Genomic DNA, 23,167 nt, shown 5'->3' with positions numbered 1-23,167 from the left:
GTGGCCGCCGGTGGTGCGGATGGGCAACCGGGGGTGCTTCACTGGACGCCATGCCCAACCCCGCGATCCTCACCGTCGACGACGACCCGGCCGTCTCCCGGGCGGTCGCCCGCGACATCCGGCGCCGCTACGGCGACCGCTACCGGGTGGTGCGGGCCGACTCCGCCGAGGCGGCCCTCGATGCGCTGCGCGAGCTGAAGCTGCGCGGCGAGCAGGTGGCGGTGCTGATCGCCGACTACCGGATGCCGCAGATGAACGGCATCGAGTTCCTCGAAGCGGCGATGGACCTGTTCCCCGCCGCCCGCCGGGTCCTGCTCACCGCCTACGCCGACACCGACGCCGCGATCAACGCGATAAACGTGGTCGACCTCGACCACTACCTGCTCAAGCCGTGGCACCCGCCGGAGGAGAAGCTCTACCCGGTGCTGGACCAGCTCCTGGAGGCGTGGGCCGCGGGCGGGACCACTGCCGCGCCGGAGCTGCGGGTGGTCGGGCACCGCTGGTCCGCGCCGTCGTTCACGGCGCGCGACTTCCTGGCCCGCAACCTGGTGCCGTTCCGCTGGGTGCTCGCCGACGAGCCGGAGGGCGCCGAGCTGCTCACCGCCGCGGGCGTGACCGCGAACGACGTACCACTTGTGGTGACCGCGGACGGCAAGTCGCTCGTGCAGCCGTCGCCGGCCGACCTGGCCGCGCAGGTCGGCCTCGCCACCACGCCGGCCGCCGACTTCTACGACCTGGTGGTGGTCGGCGCCGGCCCGGCCGGGCTCGGCGCGGCCGTCTACGGCGCCTCCGAGGGGCTGCGGACGGTGCTGATCGAGCGGCGGGCCACCGGCGGGCAGGCCGGGCAGAGCAGCCGGATCGAGAACTACCTCGGCTTCCCGGACGGCGTGTCCGGCGCCCAGCTCACCGACCGCGCCCGCCGGCAGGCGCTGCGCTTCGGCGCGGAACTGCTCAGCGCCCGCGAGGTGGTGTCGCTTGAGGACGCCGGCGGGGCGCGGGTGCTGCGGTTCAACGACGGCAGCAGCGTCGCCGCGCACACCGTGGTGCTCGCCACAGGCGTCTCTTACCGGATGCTGCCGGCGCCGGGGCTGGCCGAGCTGACCGGTCGTGGCTGCTTCTACGGCTCGGTGGCGAGCGAGGCGCCGAGCTGCTCCGGGGCGGACGTCTACATCGTCGGCGGGGCGAACTCCGCCGGTCAGGCCGCCGTCCACTTCTCCCGGTACGCCCGCCGGGTGCACCTGCTCATCCGCGGCGACGACCTGACCCGGTCCATGTCCAGTTACCTGATCGACCAGATCGCCCGAATCGACACCATCGAGGTCCACCCGTGCACCGAGGTGGTCGGCGGCGCCGGTGAGGAGCACCTGGAGCGGGTGACGCTGCGGGACATGCGCACCGGCGAGACCCGGGAGGTGGACACGTCGTGGCTGTTCGTGTTCATCGGCGCGGAGCCGCACACCGACTGGCTCGACGGCGCGGTGGTCCGGGACGGCCGGGGCTTCGTGCTGACCGGGCCGGACCTGACCCGCGGCGGCCACCGGCCGGCCGGCTGGTCGCTGCCGCGCGACCCCTACCACCTGGAGTCCAGCATGCCTGGCGTGTTCGCCGCCGGTGACGTGCGGGCCGAATCGGTCAAGCGCGTCGCCTCCGCCGTGGGTGAGGGCGCGATGGCGGTCTCCCTCGTGCACCGATACCTGGAGGCGCAATGACCACCGACCGGCTCACCCCGGAAGAGCTGCGGCAGCTCTTCCTGTTCGAGTCGCTCACCCCGGACCAGCTCGCCCACCTGGCCGAGCACGGCCGGGTGGAGCGGCGTCGCGCCGGTGAGGCCGTCTACGTCGAGGGCGAGCCGGCGAGCTGCTTCTACGTGCTACTCGACGGCACCGTGGCGATGCACCAGCGGGTGCAGGGCGACGAGGTGGAGGTGAGCCGCACCAGCGACCGCGGCGTCTACGGCGGCGCCATGCAGGCGTACGTGGGCGACCCGGCCGAGCAGCGCTACCGCAACAGCCTGCGCGCGGTCACCGACTGCGCGGTGTTCGCCCTGCCCGCCGTGATCATCGCGGACGCCATGCGCGGCTGGTTCCCGATGGCCACCCATCTGCTGGAAGGGCTGTTCGTCGGGATGCGCAACACGCAGACCATCGTGGGGGAGCGGGAACGGCTGCTGGCCCTGGGTGCCCTGTCGGCCGGGCTCACCCACGAGCTGAACAACCCGGCGGCGGCGGCCGTCCGGGCCACCTCGGCGCTGCGCGGCCGGGTGGCGAAGATGCGGCACAAACTCGCCATGATCGCCGACGGCCGGCTGGACGGGCGGCGCCTGCACGACCTCGTATCGTTGCAGGAGGAAGCGGTGAAGCGGGCCGCCGCCGCGCCCGCGCTGTCGCCGCTGGCCGCGAGCGACGCCGAGGACGAACTGGCCGACTGGCTCGACGACCACGGCGTACGCGGGGCGTGGGAACTGGCGCCGACGCTCGTGGCCGGCGGCCTCGACACCGGCTGGCTCGCCCAGGTCGACGCCGCGGTCGGCGGCGACGACCTGGAGTCGGCCGTGCACTGGATCACCTACACCATCGACACCGAGCTGCTGATGGGCGAGATCGACGACGCGGTCACCCGGGTCTCCGGGCTGGTCGGCGCCGCGAAACAGTATTCCCAGCTCGACCGGGCGCCCTACCAGACGGTGGACGTGCACGACCTGCTCGACGCCACGCTCGTCATGCTCCAGGCGAAGATCCCGGCCGGCGTCCGGGTGGTTCGGGAGTACGACCGGAACCTGCCCACCATCGCGGCGTACGCGGCCGAACTCAACCAGGTCTGGACCAACCTGATCGACAACGCGCTCGCCGCGATGGCCGGCGACGGCACGCTGACGGTGCGGACCGGGCGGACCGACGACCGGTTGACCGTCGAGATCCGCGACACCGGCCCGGGCATCCCGCCGGAGGTCCGGCCGCGCATCTTCGAGCCGTTCTTCACCACCAAGGCGGTCGGCGAGGGCACCGGTCTCGGGCTGGACATCTCGTACCGGATCGTGGTCAACAAGCACCACGGTGACATCCGGGTGCAGTCCGAGCCCGGCGACACCCGGTTCATGGTGCTGCTGCCGCTCGCCTCGGCTTGAACCGGCGCTGCGTGTCTGGGTCCGGCGCTGCGTGTCTGGGTCCCGCGCGGCCGGCGTCAGAAGAGTGTGGCCGGGCCGACCGGCGTCGGCTCGGGCAGCGGCGCCAGCTCGGGCAGGCGGGCGCGGACCTGGTCGTGGAACCGGCGGGCCAGGTCGGGGGCGTCCGCGTTGTCGGGCGTGTGCACGAACACGGTCGGCGAGCGGCCCTCGCGCAGCCAGCCGGTGACCACGTCCAGCCACGGCTGCCAGCCCTCGACCGTCGCGGCCGGGTCGTCCCGGCCCAGGTAGCGCACCACCGGCCGGTCGGTGAGCGCCTCGGTACGCGACGGCAGGCGGGGCTTGCGCGTCCACGCCTCCCGTTCCGCGTCGCTCGTCGGCGGCGTCCGGAAGAACGCGGTGGTGTCGAACGGGATCCACTCCGCGCCGGCCCGACGCAGCGTCTCCGTCAGCGCGCCTGCCGCGCCGGCATCGGTGAAGAAGGCGGGGTGGCGGACCTCGACCGCGTACCGGTGGGTGGCGGGCAGGGCACGCAGGAACCGGTCCAGGTCGGGCATGTCGCCGGGGCCGAACGAGCCGGGCAGTTGCACCCACAGCGTGTGTGCCCTCGGCCCGAGCGGTTCCATCGCGTCCAGGAACGCCCGCAGCTCCGCCTCGCCGCCGGTGAGCCGGCGTTCGTGGGTGACAGCCTTCGGCAGCTTCGGCAGGAAGACGAAGTCCGGGTCGGTCTGCTCGGCCCAGGACGCCACCGTCTCCCGGGCCGGCGTGGCGTAGAACGTGGTGTTGCCCTCCACCGCGTCGCACCAGCCGGCGTACACCCGAAGCCGCTCGTGGGCCGGCAGGAGCCGCCCCGGCCAGGCTCGATGTGTCCACATGGCACACCCGACGTGCAGTCGCATCCGGCTCCCTCCTGGCCGCGCCCACCGTATCGGACCCCCTCCCACCGCCGTTCGTGCCCCACCCGCCGCTTAGGCACAACGACCGGCCATCCACCACACTCCTCCGACCTGCCGGACATCCCTCTCGCACACCGTGAGCCGGTTCTTGAAGGAATGCACCCCGTCCCGAGGCCATCGCCCTCCGAGATCTCGCGCAAATAATGTCGATCTTGGACATGTGGCACCTTCGATACCCGCCCGAAACCGACATATTGTGGCACCGCAAGTCCAAGATCGACGAAGCGACCAACCCAACCCCGCCAGCCCGTCCGGCAGCCAAGCGGGTGATCATGAGGTTGGCGGCATCAGCCGAGATCAACATCGCCGTCAACCTCATGATCATGGCCTTGGGGCGGGGTGGGTGCGGGGGTGGGAGGGTGTTAGGGGTGTTCCACGCGGGTGGGGGTGCCGCGGATCAGCTCGTCGTGGATCCGCCAACGGGTTACCGCGTCGGCGCGGCGGGTCGCCTCGTCGTCCTCGGCGGCCCGCCGGCGCAGCAGCTCGACCGCGATCCGCCGGTTGAGGTGCAACTGCCGCTCGGTGTCCACCACCACGGTCCGGCCGGACGGGCGGTGGGTCGCTCGGACGGCGGTGCTGGCCTTGTTCCGGTGCTGGCCGCCCGGCCCGCCGGTGCGGCACGGCACGAACTCCACGTCGGCCTCGTGGAACGGCGTGGCCACCGGGTCGGCCCGGTGCGGCCGGGCGCTGACGTACCAGTTCTTCCGGCCGTGGCCCGGCCGGTAGGGGCTGGGCGCCTGCCAGCAGAGCGTGCCGGTCCAGCCGGCGGCGAACGCCTCCGCCCCGACGCCGGTGATCCGGAGCAGCACCGACCGCCAGGTGCCCGGCCGGTCACCGGGCACGCTCTCGACCCGGGCCGTGTCCAGGCGATGCCGCGCGGCGTCCGCCTCCAGGCGGGCCAGCAGCCGGGCCAGCGCCCAGGCGCACTCCGCCGGGCCGCGCCCGGCGGACAGGAGGAGGTCGGTCACCTCCGTCCCCGGCGGCGATCCGGCGCGACATCAGGCGTCTTGTAGGTGACAAGCGGCACCGTCGTGGTGACCGGGGTGGCCAGCTCGTGCGCCACCAGGTCGCCGATCACCTGCTCGATGCGTTTGTAGGCGGTCGGTGCCTCCTCGAACAGCAACTGGCGGTCGCCGCACACCACGAGCGAGCCGACCGGCGTACGGCGCAGCTCGTCGACGGTGTGCTTGGCCCGGCCACGGCGCAGCGCGTCGGCGCGGGACATCTTCCGGCCGGCGCCGTGCGCCACCGAGTGGTTGGCGTCCGCGCCGGCGTGCGCCGCCACCAGATAGGACGGGGTGCCCCGGGTGCCGGCGACAAGCACGTCCCGCCCGTCGCCCGGGGCCGCGCCCTTGCGGTGCAGGTAGTGCCCGTCGCGGACCTCCACCAGGTTGTGGCACTGGTCGACGACCGGTTCGGTGGGCTCGGCGCCCAGCGCGTACGCGACCCGGGCGGCCAGCAGCCGCCGGTTGAGCGAGCCCCACCGCACGGCCGCGTCGTGCCGGGCGAGGTAGGCGTCCGGGTCGGGTGCGGGGCCGGCGCCGTGCGTCTCGGTGTGCTCGCGCAGGATCCGCTCGCCCAGCCCTCGTGACCCGGAGTGCACCACCAGCACCAGGTCGCCCGTGGCCAGCCCGAGCCGGTCGGTGTGCTGCGGCGCCTCGATCGCGCCGACGCGGGCCAGCTCGACGAAGTGGTTGCCGCGCCCGACCGTGCCGAGGCCGTCGAAATGCCCGGCCGGCACGTCGCCGGTGTGCACCGACCAGGCCGGGTCGTCGGCGTCCCGCTCCGGGTGCAGGGCGCGGTCCAGGTCGGGGAAGCGGGCCGCGAGCCGTTCCGGTACGGCCCGGCGCAGCGCGATCGGGAACACCGCGATGCCGCAGCCGATGTCGGAGCCGACGAGGAACGGGTAGAGCACGGTGGACGCCATGGCGGCGCCGATCGGCGCGCCCTTGCCGGGGTGCAGGTCCGGCATGGCGGCGACGTGCGCCATGCCGTCGAGCGCGGCGACCTGGTGGCACTGGTCGAGCGCGGCGGACTCGATCCAACTGCCTGGCGAGGAGAAGACGGAGACGGTGGCGGGCACGGACGCTCGTTTCTTTCGAGAGGGGTGCGGGAAGCGGCGGGGTGCGGTCCGTCAGAACGTCATGACCGACACCTTCCCGGACGTCGCCGCGCCCGGCAACCGACTTTCGTCGACATCGGATCACCGGCTCCATAGACTCCGGTCGTTCTGGTACCACGAGTCCAGGGAGGACCCACGTGTCGATCGAAACCCGACCGTACGCCGCCTTTCCGCTGCTGGCCCGCCTCGCCGGGGTGACGGTGGCCGCCGCCGCGCTTGTGGCCGCCGGCGGTGTCGCCGCGAGCGCGGCGCCGGCCGCCGAGCCCGCGCCCACGAAGGGGCCGTGTGCGTACACGCCGACGCCGGACGAGCCGGCGACCCGGCCGGTGCCGCTGCCGCCGGACCCGCGTCGCACGCCGGACCGGGGGACGGTGCGGGTCACGCTGCGCACCAACCAGGGGCCGATCGGGCTGGTCCTCGACCGCGAGCAGGCGCCCTGCACCGTGCAGAGCTTCCTGCACCTGACCCGGCACCGGTTCTACGACCGGACGCCGTGCCACCGGCTCACCGCGTACCCGACGCTGACGGTGCTCCAGTGCGGCGACCCGTCCGGCACCGGTGAGGGCGGCCCGGGTTACCGGTACCGCGACGAGCTTCCCACCGACCTGCCGCCCGCGCCTACCGACCCGACCGGCGTGCGCCGCCTCTACGCCCGCGGCACGCTTGCCATGGCGAACGCCGGGCCGGACACCAACGGCAGTCAGTTCTTCCTGGTCCAGGCCGATTCGGCGCTGCGGCCCAACTACACCGTCTTCGGCCGGGTCGACGCGGCCGGGCTGGCCACCCTGGACCGGATCGCGGCCGGCGGCATTGCGGCCACGCCGGAGGACCCGGCGCCTGTCGACGGCGCGCCGGCCCACCCGGTGCAGATCTGCCGGGCCAGGCAGGGCCGCTGACACCGGCGGCCCGGCGGGACGGCCTCGTGGCCGCCCCGCCGGGCCGGTGGTGCGGGTCAGGCGGGCAGCCGCCATACCTGGTTGGCGCCGGCGAAGCAGTCCCAGATCTGGAGCCGGGTGCCGTCGGCGGAGCTGTTGTCGGTGGCGTCCAGGCACCGGTTCGACACCGGGTTGCGCAGGGTGCCGTTGCTCTGGGCCTGCCACACCTGGGCGCCGGTGCCGTTGCAGTCCCAGATCTGGATCTTGGTGCCGTTCGCGGTGCCGGCGCTCGTCACGTCGAGGCACTTGCCCAGCGCCCGCAGGGCGCCGTCGCTGCCGACGGTCCAACTCTGCGCGGCGGTGCCGTTGCACGCGTAGAGCTGGACCGCGGTGCCGTTGGCGCTGCTGGCGGCGGCGACGTCGACGCACTTGCCGCCGATGCCGGTGACCGGCCCGGTGCGCCCGGACGGCGGCGGGGTGGTGCCGCCACCGGTGGCCGCGTCATAGATCGCGGTGACAAGCGACGTCGCCCCGGTGGTGTCCTGGGACAGCTCCCAGTTCATCATCCCGCCGGCGTTCGCCTTGGCCCACTGCGTCTTGCGCTTGACCGTGGGCAGGCCGTTGTAGCACTGCTGGACGCCGCCGGCCGTGGTGCAGTCCCGGTTGGCGTTCGCCGGGTCCATGCCGACGAGCGCGGCGTACGTGTAGTAGCCGGGCCGGCTGTAGAAGGGCACGCCGAGCACCGCCTTGGCGGCGGGCAGGCCACGCGCCTTCCATCCGTTGACGCTGGCGATCGCCCAGTCGTAGTTGGCGTGCGGGCTGCCGCCGTCGTACGCCATGATGTTGAGCCAGTCGACGGAGCCGAAGACCGCTGTGGGCACCCCGTTGACGTAGTAGCCCTCGGCGACCACGGCGGCGGTGAGCAGTTTGCCCCGGCTGTGCAGGGCGCTGCCGAGCTGCTGCATCAGGAGCGTGTAGTTGTTCGCCGATGCGCCCGGGTCGGGATATTCCCAGTCGATGTCGACGCCGTCGAGGTTGTACTGGTTGACGAAGTTGACCACGCTGTTGACGAACGCGCCGCGGGCGCCGGAGTTGGCGGCGAGCGCCTCGAACGCGGAGTCGTCGCCGTCGTTCCAGCCGCCGATGGCGATGGCGACCTTGACGTTGTTGGCGTGGCCGAGCGACACAAGCGAGGAGAGCTTGCTCGGGTTCTCCACCGCGCGCAGGCTGCCGTCGCCGTTGGGCAGCACGAACGCGTAGTTGATGTGGGTGAGCTTGCCGTACTGGATGCTGTTGACGCTGCCGCTCCAGGACGGCATGTAGCCGACGCTCTTGAAGTTGTCGGGCAGCACCACCGCCTCGGCGGCGGACGGGGCGAAGGTGAGCGTGGCGGCGAGCGCGAGCGCACCGGCGGCGAGGCGACGCCGGAGGTGGGGTCTGGGCATCGAGGGCCTTCCCGGGGGACGGGGGTTGGATGGGGTGTTCCTCGAGGTGGCCAGAATATTAAAGAGTATTAACTAAGCCGTCAATGCATGTCGGTCGATAAAGGGGGGCGGCCCGCCGTGGCGGACCGCCCCTCGATGGTGCGTCGGTCAGGCGACCGAGGCCGGGAACCGCTCCCAGACCCGGTGTGCCGCCATCAGCCCCTGCACGGCGTCGAGCGCCTCCGCGCCGGAGCCGCCGGTGACCACGCCCGGCGAGCCGGCCACCCCGGCCTGCCGCAGCACCTCGGCGCCGGCGCCCCATGCGCCGATCGCCTTGGCGTGCCGCCACGCCTCCTCGACCAGCAGCAGAACCCGGGGGTCGACCGTGGCGGAGCCGGTCGCGCCGGCCTTGGCGTCCCGGGCCGGCAGCGCGTCCGGCGCCGGCGCCGGGGCCCCGGCCAGCAGGACCGCGTCGAACTCGACCGAGCGCGCGGTGGCGAACGTGCGCTGCACGGGCAGCCCGCCGACCGTGCCGCCGTGCGCGGCGATCAGCAGCGGCACCATGCCGGCGGCGAACACCGCCCGCTGGACCTGCCCGACGTCGTCCAGGTCGCTGTCCGCGTCGACGACAATGCCGACCGTCCGGCCGTCGGCCGGCCACTCCCGGCCGACCTGGGACAGCGCCGGGCTGGGCTGCACCTCGGCCAGCGGGACGGTGGGCTGCGGCGCGGGCAGGCCCAGGCCGGTGGCGACCTGCTCGCAGAGCACCGGGTCGATGTTGGCCAGGCACTGGAGCTGCCGCTCCTTGATCGCCTGGTGGTAGCACTTGCCCAGCTCGAACGTGTACGCCCGGATGATGTGCTCCTTCTCCACCGGCGACATGCTCGCCCAGAAGAGCCGGACCTGGCTGTAGTGGTCGTCGAAGGAGGCCGGGGCGGCCCGGACCTTAGGCGCCTCCGCCACCGTCACCGGCACGTCGACGAACGCGTGCTCCCGGTCACCGGCCGGGAACGGGTTGCCGCCGTCGAGCGAGTTCGGCCGGTAGGGGGCCACCCCGGCGTGCACCGCGTGCTGGTGGAAGCCGTCCCGCAACATGTCGTTGACGTCGGCGTGCGGCCGGTTGATCGGGATCTGGGCGAAGTTCGGCCCGCCCAACCGGGTGAGCTGCGTGTCGAGGTAGGAGAAGAGGCGGCCCTGGAACAGCGGGTCGTTCGTGACGTCGATGCCCGGCGGAAGGTGCCCGAGGTGGAACGCCACCTGCTCGGTCTCGGCGAAGAAGTTGCGCGGCGTCCGGTTGAGCGTCAGCGTGCCGATCGGCTGCACCGGCGCCAGCTCCTCCGGCACGATCTTCGTCGGGTCGAGCAGGTCGATCCCGGCGAACGTCTCCTCCGGCGTGTCCGGGAAGACCTGGATGCCCAGCTCCCACTCCGGGAACGCGCCGGCCTCGATGGCGTCGTAGAGGTCGCGGCGGTGGAAGTCCGGGTCGATGCCGTTGATCAGCTGTGCCTCCTCCCACTCCAGCGAGTGCACCCCGAGCTTCGGCTTCCAGTGGAACTTGACGAGCACCGTCGCCCCGGCCTCGTCGACCAGGCGGAAGGTGTGCACGCCGAAGCCCTCCATGGTCCGGTAGGACCGCGGGATGCCCCGGTCGGACATGTTCCAGATGGTGTGGTGCTGCGCCTCGGTGTGCAGGGAGACGAAGTCCCAGAACGTGTCGTGCGCGCTCTGCGCCTGCGGGATCTCCCGGTCCGGGTGCGGCTTCGCGGCGTGGATGATGTCCGGGAACTTGATCGCGTCCTGGATGAAGAAGACCGGCATGTTGTTGCCGACCAGGTCGAACGTGCCCTCGTCGGTGTAGAACTTGGTGGCGAAGCCCCGGGTGTCGCGGACCGTGTCCGCCGACCCGCGCGAACCGAGCACGGTGGAGAAGCGGACGAAGACCGGCGTCTCGCGTCCCTTCTTCAGGAAACCGGCGCGGGTGACCTTCTCGGCGGCGCCGTTGGCGACGAAGACGCCGTGCGCGCCGGCGCCCCGGGCGTGCACCACGCGCTCCGGGATCCGCTCGTGGTCGAAGTGCATGATCTTCTCGCGCAGGTGGTGGTCCTGGAGCAGCACCGGGCCGCGCGGGCCGGCCTTGAGCGAGTGGTCGGTGTCGCGCAGCCGCGCGCCGTTGGCGGTGGTGAGGTACGCCCCCTGCTGCCCCTTGGCGATCTTCGGCACGCCGGTCTCCGCGCCGGTCGGGGTACGGGTGTCAGGCGCGCCCTGCTCGTCGGAGGGCGGCAGCGGGCCGTGCGGCGCGGTCGGCTCCTCCCGCGAGGGTGGCGCGCTGCCCGGCGCGCCCGGCACATCCGGCGTCAGCGCGTCGCCGACCTTCTCCACGGCGGCCTCGACGACATCCTTCACGACCTGGGCGGGCTTGCTGGATTCCATCAGGCTTTTGTCCTCCCTGCGGGGATTTACCAAGCCCTCAGGGCCCTACCCGGGGCGGGGGAGGACAAACGCGGATCACCCGGACGGGTTGCCGGGGTGCGGCACGACCACGGCGGTCACCACAAGCCCGCCGGCTACCAGCCATCGACCGTCGAGCACGCGCAGCGGCGGCCCGCCGTCGGTCCGGGCGCCGTCGACAAGGATCCGGGCGGTGAACCGGCCGGCCGGGGCGATGGTCAACTCCGCGTCCTCGAATCCGAGCCAGCGGCCGGTCAACGGGTACCACGCCTTGTAGACGGACTCCTTGGCGCTGAACAGCAGCCGGTCCCAGTGCGTCGCGGGGGCGGCGGCGCGCAGCCCGGCCAGGTACGCCGGCTCCCCGGCGGTGGTGACCGCCTCGGCCACGCCGTCGGGCAGCGGCCCGTGCGGCTCGGCGTCGACGCCCAACCCGGCCAGCGCGGCGGCCGGCGCCACCACCGCCGCCCGGTAGCCGGCGCAGTGGGTGATGCTGCCCACCACCCCGGACGGCCAGATCGGCTCGCGGCGCGGGCCCGGGCGGATCGGCGCCGGCGCGTACCCGAGCCGGCCCAGCGCCTCCCGGGCGCAGCGGCGGGCGGTGACGAACTCCCGGCGGCGACCGTCGACGGCGCGGGCGACCAGGTCCTCCTCCCCGGGGTACGGCGTCTCGCCGGGCACGTCGGTGAACGCCTCGACGGCCACCGCCGCCGCCGGCAGCAGCGCCTCGATCACCCGGCACCGCCGAGGATCCGCCGCATCGGCCGGGGGGAGCCGCCCCGGCGACCCCACTCGCGCGGGTAGCCGAGCGACACCTCCTCGAACCGCACCCCGTCGTAGTGGGTGGTGCGCGGGATGTGCAGGTGCCCGTAGACCGCGACGGCGGCCCGGTGCCGCACGTGCCAGTCGGCGGTGCGGTCGGTGCCGCACCACTGGGCGAACTCCGGATACCAGAGCACGTCGGTGGGCTGGCGGACCAGCGGCCAGTGACTGACAAGCACCGTGGGCAACGCCGGGTCCGCGGCGGCCAGCCGCTGCTCGGTCGCGGCCAGCCGCGCCCAGCACCACGACTCCCGATCCTGGTACGGGTCGGGGTGCAGCAGCATCTCGTCGGTGCACACCACCCCGGAGGCGTACGCCACGCGCAGCGACTCCTCCTTCGTCGCCGTGCCGGGCGCCCGGAAGGAGTAGTCGTAGAGCAGGAACAGCGGCGCCACGGTGACCGGCCCGCCCGCGCCCCGCCACACCTGGTAGTCGTCCTCCGGGGTGAGCACGTCCAGGTCTCGGCACATGGCGACAAGCGCCTCGTAGCGCGCCACCCCCCGCAGCGTCACCGGGTCGGCCGGGTGCGTCCACAACTCGTGGTTGCCGGGCGCCCAGATCACCCGGGCGAACCTGTCGCGCAGGTCGCGCAGCGTGCGTTCGATGTCGGCGAAGGCCTCGCCGACGTCACCCGCCACGATCAGCCAGTCGTCGGCCGTCTCCGGCCGCAGCCCGTCCACCACCGCGCGGTTCTCCGCGTACGACACGTGGAGGTCGCTCACCGCGTACAGCCCAGCCGTCACCCGGCCGATCTTGCCAGTGGCGCTCCCGGAAGGCCAGGCGTGGAGCGCGGTCAACCGGTCAGATCGGCGACCCGGTCGACGGCGCGCAGCAACTCCCCGGCGATGCCCGGCTCGGCCGCCGAGTGGCCGGCGTCCGGCACGATCCGCAGCTCCGCCTCCGGCCACCGGCGGGCCAGGTCGTACGCGGACACCGGCGGGCAGCACAGGTCGTACCGGCCGTTGACGATCACGGCGGGCAGGTGCCGGATCCGGTTTACCCCGTCGAGCAGTTGGCCCTCGGTGAGGAAACCGCCGTGCACCGCGTAGTGCGACAGGATCCGGGCGATCGGCAGCGCCTGCTCGTCGCCGGTGAAGTGGGCGAGCACGTCCGGGTCGGGCCGCAGCGACGAGTTCACCGCCTCCCACCGCCCCCAGGCGCGGGCGCACGCCCGGGCCTCGTCGACGTCCGCGCCGTGCAACCGCCTGTGGTAGGCGGCCAGCACGTCACCGCGCTCGGCCGGCGGGATCGGGGCGACGAACCGCTCCCACTCGTCGGGCTGGAGGTGACGCAGGCCGCCCTGGTAGAACCAGTCCCGCTCGCTGCGCCGCAGCAGCAGCACGCCGCGCAGGACCAGGCCGGTCACCCGGTCCGGGTGGGTCTGCGCGTACGCCAGGCCGAGGGTGACCCCCCACGACCCGCCGAAGACCAGCCACGACTCGATGCCCAGGCGCTGCCGGATCGTCTCCAGGTCGGCCACCAGGTGCCAGGTGGTGTTGGCCCGTAGCTCGCCGAACGGGGTGCTGCGGCCCGCGCCGCGCTGGTCGAACAGCACCGCCCGGTAGCGCCGGGGATCGAAGAACCGCCGCGCCGCCGGCACCAGGCCGCCGCCGGGCCCGCCGTGCAGGAACACCACGGGTACGCCGTCCGGCCGCCCCACCTCCTCCACGTGCAGGACGTGACCGTCGCCGACCGGGATGCGGTGGGTGGCGTACGGCTCGACGGGCGGGTGGAGGACGGCTCCGGTCATGCCAGGTGATTCTGCCCGCCCGGCGTCCGCCGGGTGGCCCGGTCAGCAGGCGATGTTTCCGCCGAGGTTGTCGAGCAGCGCGTCGGCGACCCAACCGGACACGCCGGTCGTGGTGTCCTTCAGGTAGGTCCAGGTGTAGGTGGTGTGCCCGTTGGCGCTGACCCGGTCGCCGCTGGCGAAGCAGTGGAAGTCGACGCTGTGCGAGAGCTGGCCCTGGCCCACTGACCCGCACGTGGTGTGCGGACCGGTGCGGATGTTGACGTTCGAGGCGTTGAAGAGCTGGCCGAACTTGTTGTCCACGTTGGAGTGGGAGTGGCTGCAGCTCGCGCTCGCCGGTGCGCCCGCGCCCACCACCGCGACACCCGCCGCGGCGACGGTCAGGACGACCGCCGCGCCGATCGAGGACGCTTTGCGCATGCTCATCAACCCCCGAGTTCGTGCCGTCATTGATCCACATATTTGCATATGGCAAAGGCAGGTGGCAAGCGCGCCGGATCGGTAAGGAGGGGGTGCGGACGTCCGTGTCCTCGCCTGTGGTCTCCGCGTCGGGCACGGGGCGCGGGGCGGGTGTGCGCACCGCGAACGCGTCGAAGCTCGGCCCGTCCAGCCGCTCGATGAACGGCTCGGCGGTCGGCCGTTCGGATTCGCTCCGGTCGACTTCGCGCCGATCGGCGTCAGCCCGCTCGGATTCGGCCCGGTCGGTGTCGGTCCGTCCGGTGTCGGTCCGCTCGGCGTCGGCCCGTTCGCCGGTTGCCGGCGCGGCGGCGGCCTGGCGCGCGAACACCTGCGGGTACTCGGCGGTCTCGCCGCCGCCCGCGGCGGCTGCCATCACCGCCGCCGCGGCCAGGTCGGCCACCCGCTTGGCCTCCCGCTGCACCCGGGCCCGGGTCTCCTTGGCGTGCTGCTCCGCCAGGTCCGCCGCCCGCCGCGCCTCGTCCAACCGCCTGGTCTCGGCGACCAGATCGCGGCGTACGCCGACCAGCCGCTCCTCCAGCTCGGCGCCGGCCTGCTCGATCTCGGTGATCTCCCCGCGGGTCTCCTCCAGCTGCTGGCCGACGGTCTCCAGTTCGGCCTTGAGCTGGGCAAGCGTCTCCTGCCGCTGCTGGACCTCCCGCTGCACGACCCCGAGTTGCTCCTGGTGCGCGGCGTTCTCCTCGTCGGCCCGCTCACGCACCTCGGTCGCGTACTGCTGGGCCTCGGCGACAAGCGCGGCTATGTCCCGCTCGGCGGCGGTGGCCCGGTCGGCCAGTTCCTGCTCGGCCGCGGCCCGTCGCTCGTCCAGCTCGCGGGCCATGGTGGCCTGCCACTGGGCCAGCTCCTGCTGCGCCTTGCTCCGGTTGGCCTGCACCTCCTGCTGGATCTGGGTGCGCGCGGCCTTCACCAGCGCCTCCGACGCCGACCGGGCCTGCTCGACCTGCTGGGTGGTCTGCTCGGAGATCCGCTTGGCCTCCTGCTGGGCCCGGTCGTGTACGGCCTGACCCTCGGTGCGCAGCTTCTCCGCCAGCTCCCGCGCGGCGGTCAGCTCCGCCTGCGCGACGGCCCGCTGCTCCTCGTCCACCCGCTCCTGCTCGGCCCGGCGGGTGGACAACTCCTCGTCCAGCGCGCGCCGGTCCCGGGCGGCCTGCTCCTGGGCCGCGGCCAGCACCTTCTCCGCCTGCGCCTGGACGTCGTCGGCGCGCTTGGCCGCCATCTCGGTGATCTGGCCGGCCTGCTTCTCGGCCAGGTCGAGGATCTGGTCGACCATCGGGCCGAGGTCCCGGAAGGACGCCCGGTCGACCGCAGTCGGGCGGTCGCGCAGCTCGACCGCCTCGGCCTGCACCCGCTGCATCTGCCCGGTCAGCTCGCGGACCTGCGCGTACGCCCGGTCCCGGGCGGCGGTCAACGAGCTGACCTCGCCGTCCATCTGCTCGACGTACCTGTCGACCTGACGTTTGTCGTAGCCGCGCAGGGCCGGGTCGAACCGTGGCCGCGCGGATACGTCGTCGTGGGGTGCGAACGGTTCCTCACCGTTGGACATGCGCCATCCTCCGTCGGTTCGCCAGCGCCAGGCCGCGGGGCACGATGAGGCGCAACGGTACCGTGTCCGCGCGCGCCGTTGGCCCCGCCCCGCCCCAGGACCGCCGGTTGGTCGGTCGGTCAGACCGGGAAGTGGGCATTCCCCGCCGTCAGTCGGATGGTGAAACCGTCGGCGTCGCGGTGCGAGGTCACGTGGTCGCAACTCTGGTGGGTGATCCAGAGCCCCAGGCCGCCCTCGCTGCCGTCGCCCGCCGGCAGCAGGCCGACGTACGGGTCCTTGGGGCCGGGACCCCGGTCGTGCACGGCCACCACCATCCGGTCCGCCGCGCACCACACCCGCAGGCGCACCGGTGTGGTCCCGTGCCGCAGCGCGTTGCACACCACCTCGCTGACGGCCATCACCAGGTCGTCGACGCCGTCGGGCGGGAGCAGGCCGTGGTCGGCGGCGCGTACCGCCTCCCGGGCGCGGGACGGCGTCGGATCGGTCAGGTCGACCACAGGCGTGGTGTGCTGGAGCGGGTCGAGCGGTGCCGGCCGGTGCTCGGCCAGGTAGCTCACCGGTTCGGTGTAGACGCCTGTCGGCTCGTGGGCGCCGTCCGGCCCGGCGATCCGGGGATGGGTGCGAGCCACGTCGGCAAGCACGTGCGGCGGCGTTACCCGCCTGTCGTACGCGCACATGCTCCAGAGCGGGAAGTCGTCGTAGGCGTGGTTTATCGCCGACTCGTAGCGGGCCCACCAGTCCCAGGTCGCGCCGAACACCACAGACGGCAGCTCGCCGACGATCCGGATCTGGGTCGCGCCCGCCGCCACGTGCGCGGCGAGCAGTTCCCGGTAGGCGCGGATCGCCGCGGTGGGTCGGGCGTAGACATCCCCACCGGGCAGGAAGGTGACCCCGGCGCCGGCCGGCAACGCGCGACGCACCAGGTCGGCGTTTCGCGCGCCGAAACCCACCACCGTGGGCTCGCCGGCCTCGACGCCGCCGGTCAGGAACGGCAGCACCACAGCCAGCAGGTGCTCGTCGGAGTCGTAGAGGATCGCCTCGTGGAAGTAGCCCACCTGCCCGGCCGCCGCACCGGTCCTCATTGGAGCACCTCCACCCGCATCTCGGTCAGGCCCAGCAGCTCGACCAGCCGGGCCGGGGCCGGGCGGCGGGTGCGCAGCACCACGACGGCGCGGTGCCGGCGGGCGTGGTCGCGCAGGCGCAGAAGGGCGCGGTGGTCGACGAAGCGCAGGTCGCCAGCGTCGACCACGAGCCGCCCGGCGACCGGTCGCGGGTCGGCCCGCTCCAGCGCGGCGGCGAAGAGCGCGTCGTGGTCCAACTCGCCGCTGAGCGTCACCGCCGCGTCACCGTCGCCGGCCCGCAGGCGGAACGGCACGTCGGCGTTGCTCTCCGGATGCAGGCAGGCCAGCTCGGCGATCGCCGCGTCGCCGAGTGCCCGGCGGTCGTACGCGCACACCGCCGACATCGGCCGGTGCCGCATCCAGCGGTCGATGCGGTGCTCGTAGCGGGCGAACGCGTCGCGCTGGGCGGCGTCGCGGACCAGTGCGGTCGCGTCGGCCACCACCCGCAGGCCGGTGTGGCCGGCGGCAAGCGCCTCGGCGGTGGCCCGCGCGTACGCCCGGACCTGCCGCTGCGGGTCGACGGCCCGGTCGTGCCGGTATGCCTCGCCGGTCGCGAACAGCCGCACCGTGCCGCGACGCAGCGCGGCGTCGAACCCGGGGACGGAGCCCAGCCGTCGGGCCACGGCGCCGGGCTCCTCCGGGCCGACCAACCAGACCTGTTCGTCGGCGGCGAGCCCGATGGCGACCTGCTCGGCCGTGCGGGCGTGCAACGTGGCCGGGTCGTCATAGGCGAGGCAGGCGTGACCGTGGCCCGTCGCGGCCACGCTCGTCACCGGCTCCGCCCCATCGGGCCATCCTAAGCCCAGCCGAGCTGGAGATCGCGCCAGGCGGTCGACTCCAACGGCGGGTCGCCCAACGGCACACCAGTCGAATTGTTCCAGTACGCGATCGCGTCGACGTCGTTCTGCTGGCGCAGCCAGGTGAGGTGGTCCCGGAGCGTCTGGGCCCGGCCCGCGCCTGTGGTGTCGGCCGTGGTCCGGCCCAGCCCGTACTCGGGCACCAGCAGCCGGATGCCCGGGACGGCGGCGCGCACCTTGCCGAACGCCACCCCGAACATCCGGGCGGCGGGCCAGTACGCGGCGGTGTCCGGCGAGTAGCAGTCCACCCCGTAGTGCGTCATGCCCGGGTAGACCCAGTCGGCCGGGTTGCCGCGCCCCTCGTCCAGCCAGTAACGGGTGACGATCGGGCCGTGCCCGAGCACCCACCGCCGGTTGGGGTGCGCGGCCACGATCCGGGTCACCCGGCCGGCCGTGGCCCGGTATCTCGCCGGCGTCACGTCGCCCATCGGCTCGTGGTACCAGGTCAGGTAGATCGGCCGGCGCACGTCGTCGAGCCAGCCCGCCAGTTGCTCGACGTCGTCCTTCCAGGACACGTGCATGATCGCCGACGGGGCGTCGACGAACTTCCCGGCGTTCAGCGCGGGCAGCTCCGGCAGGGCGTCCGCATCCGGACCGTCGGTGCCGTAGTCACGCATGTAGCGGATGCCCGGGTAGTCGGCGACGATCCGCCTCGTCCGCGCCCCCTTCTCGGCGGACATGCCGACGAGCAGCGGCACGGTCTGGTCGGCGGTGTCGGAACGGGTCACGGGTGTGGCCATGGCGATCTCCTTCGGCGTGCGCCTATGCGCTCCAGCCGCACGCCTTCGGGTGACCAGATAGGCTCTGACCTGCGTTTTTACTAGCTTGCACCGATTTGGTGCGGACCGCCACGGGGGGTCGCAGATGGCGCGAAACCCGAGGCGTACCGCGTCCGGGACGGTACGAGACGGTGGGGAAGTGAGGCTCACGTGGACGTGAACGACCTGCTGACCGAGGCGTACGGGCGGCTGCCGGACCTGGTCGCCGGGGCGCTCGACGGGCTCGACCCGGAGCAGTTGCGGCAGGCCCCGGCCGACGGGGCGAACCCGGTGGGCTGGCTGGTGTGGCACCTGACCCGGATCCAGGACCATCATGTGGCGGACCTGCTCGGCGAGAAGCAGCTCTGGGCCACCGGCGACTGGGCGGCGCGGTGCGGCCTGCGCCCCGACCCGGACGACACCGGCTACGGACACGGCCCCGAACAGATCGCCGCGGTGCGGCCGGACGACGGCGGCGTGCTGCTCGACTACCACCGGGCGGTGGTGGAGCGGAGCTTGGCGTACCTGCGCGGGCTGAGTCCGGCTGATCTGGACCGGGTGGTGGACGAGAACTGGGACCCGCCGGTCACGCTCGGCGTACGGCTGGTCAGCGTGCTCGACGACGACCTTCAGCACGCCGGACAGGCGGCGTACGTGCGGGGGCTCATCCGGCGGGACTGACCGTCTCACCCGGAGCGGGTGAGTTGGACCCACCCGGGCGGCGGGAACCCAGGCCACGGGCGGAGCCGCGCGTCGGCCGCCGCCACGACGGACGAGGGAGGGACCGATGAGCGCCTCCGCCGCGGAGCACCTGGCCCGGGGAGCGGCCGGCCATCACCCCGAGCTGCCGGAAACCACATCCGGCACGATCCGCCTGGACCTGGCAGAGGGCGGCCGGACCGAACACTGGTATCTGACCATCGACCACCAGGAGGTCGCGGTGGCCCGTTCGGCCGAGGAGGCGGACCTGGTGGTTCGGGCCGACCGGGAGGTGTTCGACCGGATCGCCGCGGGCCGCCTGCACCTGGCCGCGGCGATCCTGCGCAACGACATCAGCGGTCAGGGCAACCTGCGACTGCTGACGATGTTGCGTCGTATCTTCCCCGGCCCGCCGGGTGCCCGGCACCCCCGGGACGTCGCCGGTTCCCCGCACCGGTTGGCGGCGCGATGAAACAGGAACTCGTCTCCGTCCTCGCCGGCAACGCCTTCGCCATGGGCGACGCGCAGGGCGACATGGAGGCCGAGCCGTGCGCGCCGATCGGCCTGTTCTCCTTCGACACCCGGTTTCTGTCCCGCTGGGTCCTCACGATCGACGGCGAGCGGTTGCAGGCGTTGTCCCGGGACGACCTGAGCTACTTCGAGACCCGCTTCGTGCTGGTGCCCGGCGCCGCCAGTCACTACGTGGACGCCGATGTCTCGGTGATCCGGCACCGTTCCATAGGTGAGGCGTTCCACGAGGAGCTCACGGTGCTGAACCACTCGGCCGAGCCCGCCGAGTTCACGGTGCGGATGGAGATCGGCAGCGACTTCGCCGACACCGCCGAGATCCATCACCCCGGCCCGCATCGTCCCGCCGCCACCGCCGACCCGGAGCACCGGGAGCTGCGGATCCGCCACCAGCGCGGGCGGTTCACCCGGGAGACGATGGTCTCCAGCTCCGCCCCGGTCGAGGTCGACTCCCGGGGGATGACCTTCCGGCTCCGGATCGAGCCGAACGGCGCCTGGCACACCGACCTGCACGTCACCATGGTCATTCAGGGCGCCGGCGAACGGGACCTGCGCACCGACATCGAGGCCCACCGCCGACAGGTCCGGCAGAGCATGGCCGACGAGCTGGCCCACTGGTTCGACCAGGCGCCGAAGCTGGTCGCCGACCGCGCGCCCCTGGTCGCCGCCTACCGGCAGGCACTGGCCGACCTGGCCGCGCTGCGCTACACCCCCTTGGCGTACGCCGAGCGGGTGCCGGTCGGCGGGCTGCCCTGGGCGATGACCCTGTACGGCCGGGACGCGCTTGTCACCTGCCTGGAGACGCTGCCGTTCACGCCCGAGCTGACGCCGGCGACGCTGCGCATGCTCGCGCTGGCGCAGGGCGGCCAGCTCGACGACTACCACGACGAGGAACCCGGCAAGATCCTCGGCGAGCTGCGGTACGGCGAGACGGCCGCGTTCGACGAGAAACCCACAGCCCTCTACTACGGCGCGGCGGACACCACCCCGCTCTTCGTCGTCCTGCTCGACGAGTACGAACGCTGGACCGGCGACGCCGACCTGGTCCGGCAACTGCGCCACCCGGCCCGGATGGCACTGGACTGGCTGACCGAGTACGGCGACCCGTACGGCGACGGCTACCTGCGCTACCAGCCGCGCAACACGACGAACGGGGTGGCCAACCAGACCTGGCGCAACTCGCCGGAGGCGATCGTCGATCGGCACGGCGTCGTACCGCCGTTCCCACGGGCCACCTGCGAACTCCAGGGGTACGCGTACGACGCGCGGATCCGGGGCGCCCGGCTGGCCCGGGAGTTCTGGGGCGACCCGGAGTACGCGCAGCGGTTGGAGGCCGACGCGGCGCGGCTGCGCGAGCGGTTCGACCGCGACTTCTGGCTGCCGCAACGCGGCTACTACGCGCTTGCCATCACCCCCGACGGGGAGCCGGTCGACGCGCTTACCTCCGCGCTCGGGCACCTGCTCTGGAGCGGCATCGTCGAACCCGAGCGGGCCGACTCGCTCGCCGCCCACCTGTGCGGGCCGGACCTCTTCTCCGGCTGGGGAGTGCGCACCTACGCGGAGGGGCAACGACCGTACAACCCGGTCGGCGCGCACCTCGGCGCGGTGTGGCCCTCGGACAACGCGCTCGTCGCGGCCGGCCTGCGCCGCTACGGCTACCACGACGAGGCCGCCCAGGTCGCCGCCGGCGTGCTCGCCGTGGCGGAGACGCTCGGCGGGTCGGTGCCGGAGGTGATCGCCGGTTACCAGCGTCGGCTCACCAGGTACCCGGTCCAGCTTCCGGCGGCCGGGCGACCGCAGTCGTGGGCCTCCGGCGGCCTGTTGATGTTGCTCGCCACCATGCTGGGACTGCGCCCGTGCGGGGACAACCTGCTGGTGAACCCGGCGATCCCCAGTGGCTACGGACGGATCGAGCTGCTCGACGTGCCGGGCCGGTGGGGCCGGGCCGACTCGTACGGCCGGGAACGTGAAAGTGGCCGGCGACTCCGCGCCGGCGAGGTGGGCACCCGGCGCGCCGCCTGACCGGCCCCGCTCAGCCGGAGCCGCTGGGCTCCCGGGCCGCCGGTCCGGTCGGCTCGGGTTCCGGCGCCGGGGCGGGCCGGGACGCCCGGGCGAGCAGCCTGTCGACGCCCACGAAGAGCAGGCCCAGCAGCCAGAACACGGCGGCGAACCCGAGCGCGCTGAGCCCGACACCGTGGTAGCCGAGCTGCCCGGCGTCCAGGAACGGATACGGGTAGCGGTGCACGACGAGTCCGCGTACCAGCGCGAACCCGAGGTAGGCAAGCGGGAACGCCAGCCACCAGGCGGCGTACCGGGGGCGCAGCCGGCCGCGTCTGTCGAACAGCGCCCAGTCGGCGATCGCGAGCAGCGGAACCACGGTGTGCAGGAGCTGGTTGCCCCACCACTCGCCCGGCGCACGCTGCGGCTGGACCATGGCGAACGGGCTGGCCGGGTTGGCCAGCAGCAGGTGGTAGACCGTGCCGGTGATGGTGATGTAGAGCGTCACCGCGCCCTTCAGCGCGCTCGGCGGCTCCGGCCGGTCGCGCGCCGCGCACCAGGCGGCGTAGCCGGCGAGGACACCGACCGCCACATTGCTCTGGATGGTGAAGTACGGCAGCAGGCCGGTCACGGTGGCCGGGCCGAGTGCGGTGAGCACGATGCCGGCCAGCACCGCGAGCACCACGGCCAGGCGGAGGAGGATCGCCGGTCGGCGACGCCGGGGGGTCACCGGGGCAAGTTACCAGCCGGTTCGTCCACCGGCCCGCGGCCGGTGGACCGGCCGGTCGGACCCGCACCCGACGGCGGGCCGGCCGGGCCGGACGAACCGGGGCCGTCGAGCAGACCGGCGCAGTAGCCCGGCACCCGGTCCGGGCCGCCGGCGGCGGTGACCAGACCGGCGAAGGCCGGAGTGTCCAGGGCCCGACCCCGCGCATCCTCGGCGACGGCCCGGTACGCGACGCAGAGGCCGGCCGGTGAGGACGTGCCGGTCGCTCCGGCGGAGGGGCTGGTGCCGGCGGGGTGACTCGGATACCCGGTGGGCATGATGCCGGCGGTGGGTCCGGCGCCCGCGGTGGGCGTGGCGCCGGCCGTGGACGCGGTGCCCGCGGTGGGCGCGGTGGGCGCGGCGCCTGTGCTGGGCGGCGCCGGTGGCCCGTCGACCCCGATGTCCCCGGGCAGGTTCCCGGTCACGGCGGCCAGCGCGACGCCGCCGGTGAGCGTCGCGGCCAGGACGGCGACGGCGAGTTTGACACCGAGCAGTCCGGCGGCGAACCGTCGGACCGGATGCCCGTCCGGTTTACGCCGTCGCGCCACGTGCGCCCGCCCGGCGGAGCCGCCCACCTGCGTCCGGATGGCGGAGCCGCCCACCGGCCCGGCGACGGAGGCCGGCCCGGCGGTCGGGATCGTCGCCCGCGCCGCCCGGTAGGCCGCGAGAGCGGTCGCCTCGCCGTCGAGTTCGCCGGACGCGGGTGCGGCCCGCACGGTGTCGAGGAGCCGGACGAGCGCCCGGGGCGTCGCCGACCGGGAGTCGATGGAGGCGCCGGCGAGCAACCGCTCGACGGTTTCCTGATCCAGGCGGGGTGCGTCCATCTCGTGACCCTCAGCGCCGCCACCTGCCCGGGCGTCACACGCAGGCGCTCAGCAACCGGCGTGAACCCGGTCACCGCGCTCCGG

At 73.5% G+C, this 23,167-nt stretch carries 21 protein-coding genes; 7 read left to right on the top strand and 14 right to left on the bottom strand.

Annotated features, from left to right (window positions below):
- The first annotated feature begins 50 nt into the window (after window positions 1–50).
- Window positions 51–1,709, top strand: a complete 1,659-nt coding sequence (locus SM450_RS18330) for an NAD(P)/FAD-dependent oxidoreductase (protein WP_474620955.1) — start codon at window positions 51–53, stop codon at window positions 1,707–1,709.
- Window positions 1,706–3,124 carry an ATP-binding protein gene (locus SM450_RS18325; protein ID WP_474620954.1) on the top strand — a complete coding sequence of 473 codons (1,419 nt, stop codon included), beginning with the start codon at window positions 1,706–1,708 and terminating at the stop codon, window positions 3,122–3,124. Before SM450_RS18330 ends, SM450_RS18325 begins: the two co-directional genes overlap by 4 nt.
- A 56-nt stretch (window positions 3,125–3,180) precedes the next feature.
- On the opposite strand, the gene SM450_RS18320 is transcribed toward SM450_RS18325, so the two are convergent.
- From SM450_RS18320 to SM450_RS18310, 3 genes are all read right to left on the bottom strand, one after another.
- A complete protein-coding gene (locus tag SM450_RS18320) occupies window positions 3,181–3,996 on the bottom strand; it encodes a DUF72 domain-containing protein (protein WP_474620976.1) in 816 nt (271 codons plus the stop codon).
- A gap of 443 nt (window positions 3,997–4,439) precedes the next feature.
- Window positions 4,440–5,045 (bottom strand): peptide chain release factor H, encoded by a 606-nt coding sequence (gene prfH / locus SM450_RS18315; protein WP_474620953.1) that lies wholly within the window; start codon window positions 5,043–5,045, stop codon window positions 4,440–4,442.
- Complete coding sequence (locus SM450_RS18310) at window positions 5,042–6,160, bottom strand: RNA ligase RtcB family protein (RefSeq protein ID WP_474620952.1); 1,119 nt, start codon at window positions 6,158–6,160, stop codon at window positions 5,042–5,044. Before SM450_RS18310 ends, prfH begins: the two co-directional genes overlap by 4 nt.
- 176 nt (window positions 6,161–6,336) lie before the next feature.
- Between SM450_RS18310 and SM450_RS18305 the strand changes: the two genes are divergently transcribed.
- Entirely contained in the window at window positions 6,337–7,095 is a 759-nt protein-coding gene (locus SM450_RS18305) for a peptidylprolyl isomerase (protein WP_474620951.1), read from the top strand.
- Window positions 7,096–7,151: 56 nt separating this feature from the next.
- Here SM450_RS18305 and SM450_RS18300 read toward each other — a convergent pair whose 3' ends face one another.
- The 6 genes from SM450_RS18300 to SM450_RS18275 form a co-directional block, all read right to left on the bottom strand.
- Window positions 7,152–8,519, bottom strand: coding sequence for a glycosyl hydrolase family 18 protein (locus SM450_RS18300; protein WP_474620950.1), 1,368 nt, complete (start codon window positions 8,517–8,519; stop codon window positions 7,152–7,154).
- A 147-nt stretch (window positions 8,520–8,666) separates the two neighbouring features.
- Complete coding sequence (locus SM450_RS18295) at window positions 8,667–10,928, bottom strand: catalase (RefSeq protein ID WP_474620949.1); 2,262 nt, start codon at window positions 10,926–10,928, stop codon at window positions 8,667–8,669.
- Window positions 10,929–11,003: 75 nt separating this feature from the next.
- Window positions 11,004–11,678 (bottom strand): 4'-phosphopantetheinyl transferase family protein, encoded by a 675-nt coding sequence (locus SM450_RS18290; protein ID WP_474620948.1) that lies wholly within the window; start codon window positions 11,676–11,678, stop codon window positions 11,004–11,006.
- Entirely contained in the window at window positions 11,675–12,508 is an 834-nt protein-coding gene (locus tag SM450_RS18285) for a metallophosphoesterase family protein (protein WP_474620947.1), read from the bottom strand. Before SM450_RS18285 ends, SM450_RS18290 begins: the two co-directional genes overlap by 4 nt.
- Window positions 12,509–12,558: 50 nt before the next feature.
- Window positions 12,559–13,515 carry a prolyl aminopeptidase gene (gene pip, locus SM450_RS18280; RefSeq protein WP_474620946.1) on the bottom strand — a complete coding sequence of 319 codons (957 nt, stop codon included), beginning with the start codon at window positions 13,513–13,515 and terminating at the stop codon, window positions 12,559–12,561.
- A gap of 42 nt (window positions 13,516–13,557) precedes the next feature.
- The gene (locus tag SM450_RS18275; protein WP_474620945.1) at window positions 13,558–13,932 is read right to left on the bottom strand and encodes a hypothetical protein; all 375 of its coding nucleotides are present in this window, start codon (window positions 13,930–13,932) and stop codon (window positions 13,558–13,560) included.
- Window positions 13,933–14,413: 481 nt separating this feature from the next.
- Between SM450_RS18275 and SM450_RS18270 the strand changes: the two genes are divergently transcribed.
- On the top strand, window positions 14,414–15,580 hold the full coding sequence (locus tag SM450_RS18270) for a hypothetical protein (RefSeq protein ID WP_474620944.1): 1,167 nt from the start codon (window positions 14,414–14,416) through the stop codon (window positions 15,578–15,580).
- A 71-nt stretch (window positions 15,581–15,651) separates the two neighbouring features.
- Here the strand turns inward: SM450_RS18270 and SM450_RS18265 are convergent, their stop codons facing one another.
- The 3 genes from SM450_RS18265 to SM450_RS18255 are packed head-to-tail and all read right to left on the bottom strand — an operon-like array spanning window position 15,652 to window position 18,250.
- Window positions 15,652–16,614, bottom strand: a complete 963-nt coding sequence (locus SM450_RS18265; RefSeq protein WP_474620943.1) for an anti-sigma factor RsbA family regulatory protein — start codon at window positions 16,612–16,614, stop codon at window positions 15,652–15,654.
- Window positions 16,611–17,417 (bottom strand): MEDS domain-containing protein, encoded by an 807-nt coding sequence (locus tag SM450_RS18260; protein WP_474620942.1) that lies wholly within the window; start codon window positions 17,415–17,417, stop codon window positions 16,611–16,613. Before SM450_RS18260 ends, SM450_RS18265 begins: the two co-directional genes overlap by 4 nt.
- 32 nt (window positions 17,418–17,449) lie before the next feature.
- Window positions 17,450–18,250 carry a hypothetical protein gene (locus SM450_RS18255; protein ID WP_474620941.1) on the bottom strand — a complete coding sequence of 267 codons (801 nt, stop codon included), beginning with the start codon at window positions 18,248–18,250 and terminating at the stop codon, window positions 17,450–17,452.
- A 189-nt stretch (window positions 18,251–18,439) separates the two neighbouring features.
- On the opposite strand from SM450_RS18255, the gene SM450_RS18250 reads away from it, so the two are divergent.
- From SM450_RS18250 to SM450_RS18240, 3 genes are all read left to right on the top strand, one after another.
- Complete coding sequence (locus SM450_RS18250) at window positions 18,440–18,949, top strand: mycothiol transferase (RefSeq protein WP_474620940.1); 510 nt, start codon at window positions 18,440–18,442, stop codon at window positions 18,947–18,949.
- Window positions 18,950–19,055: 106 nt separating this feature from the next.
- Window positions 19,056–19,439, top strand: a complete 384-nt coding sequence (locus tag SM450_RS18245) for an SCP2 sterol-binding domain-containing protein (protein ID WP_474620939.1) — start codon at window positions 19,056–19,058, stop codon at window positions 19,437–19,439.
- Complete coding sequence (locus SM450_RS18240; protein ID WP_474620938.1) at window positions 19,436–21,517, top strand: amylo-alpha-1,6-glucosidase; 2,082 nt, start codon at window positions 19,436–19,438, stop codon at window positions 21,515–21,517. Before SM450_RS18245 ends, SM450_RS18240 begins: the two co-directional genes overlap by 4 nt.
- A gap of 10 nt (window positions 21,518–21,527) precedes the next feature.
- On the opposite strand, the gene SM450_RS18235 is transcribed toward SM450_RS18240, so the two are convergent.
- Window positions 21,528–22,223, bottom strand: coding sequence for a Pr6Pr family membrane protein (locus SM450_RS18235; RefSeq protein ID WP_474620937.1), 696 nt, complete (start codon window positions 22,221–22,223; stop codon window positions 21,528–21,530).
- Window positions 22,220–23,083: a hypothetical protein gene (locus tag SM450_RS18230; protein WP_474620936.1), complete on the bottom strand. Its 864-nt coding sequence runs from the start codon at window positions 23,081–23,083 to the stop codon at window positions 22,220–22,222. The genes SM450_RS18235 and SM450_RS18230 overlap by 4 nt, the downstream gene beginning before the upstream one ends.
- Window positions 23,084–23,167 lie beyond the last annotated feature (84 nt).

This window comes from Micromonospora marincola, from assembly GCF_056150385.1.
The sequence above is the reverse complement of the archived record's forward strand: the minus strand, read 5'-3'. Positions and strand labels throughout refer to the sequence as shown.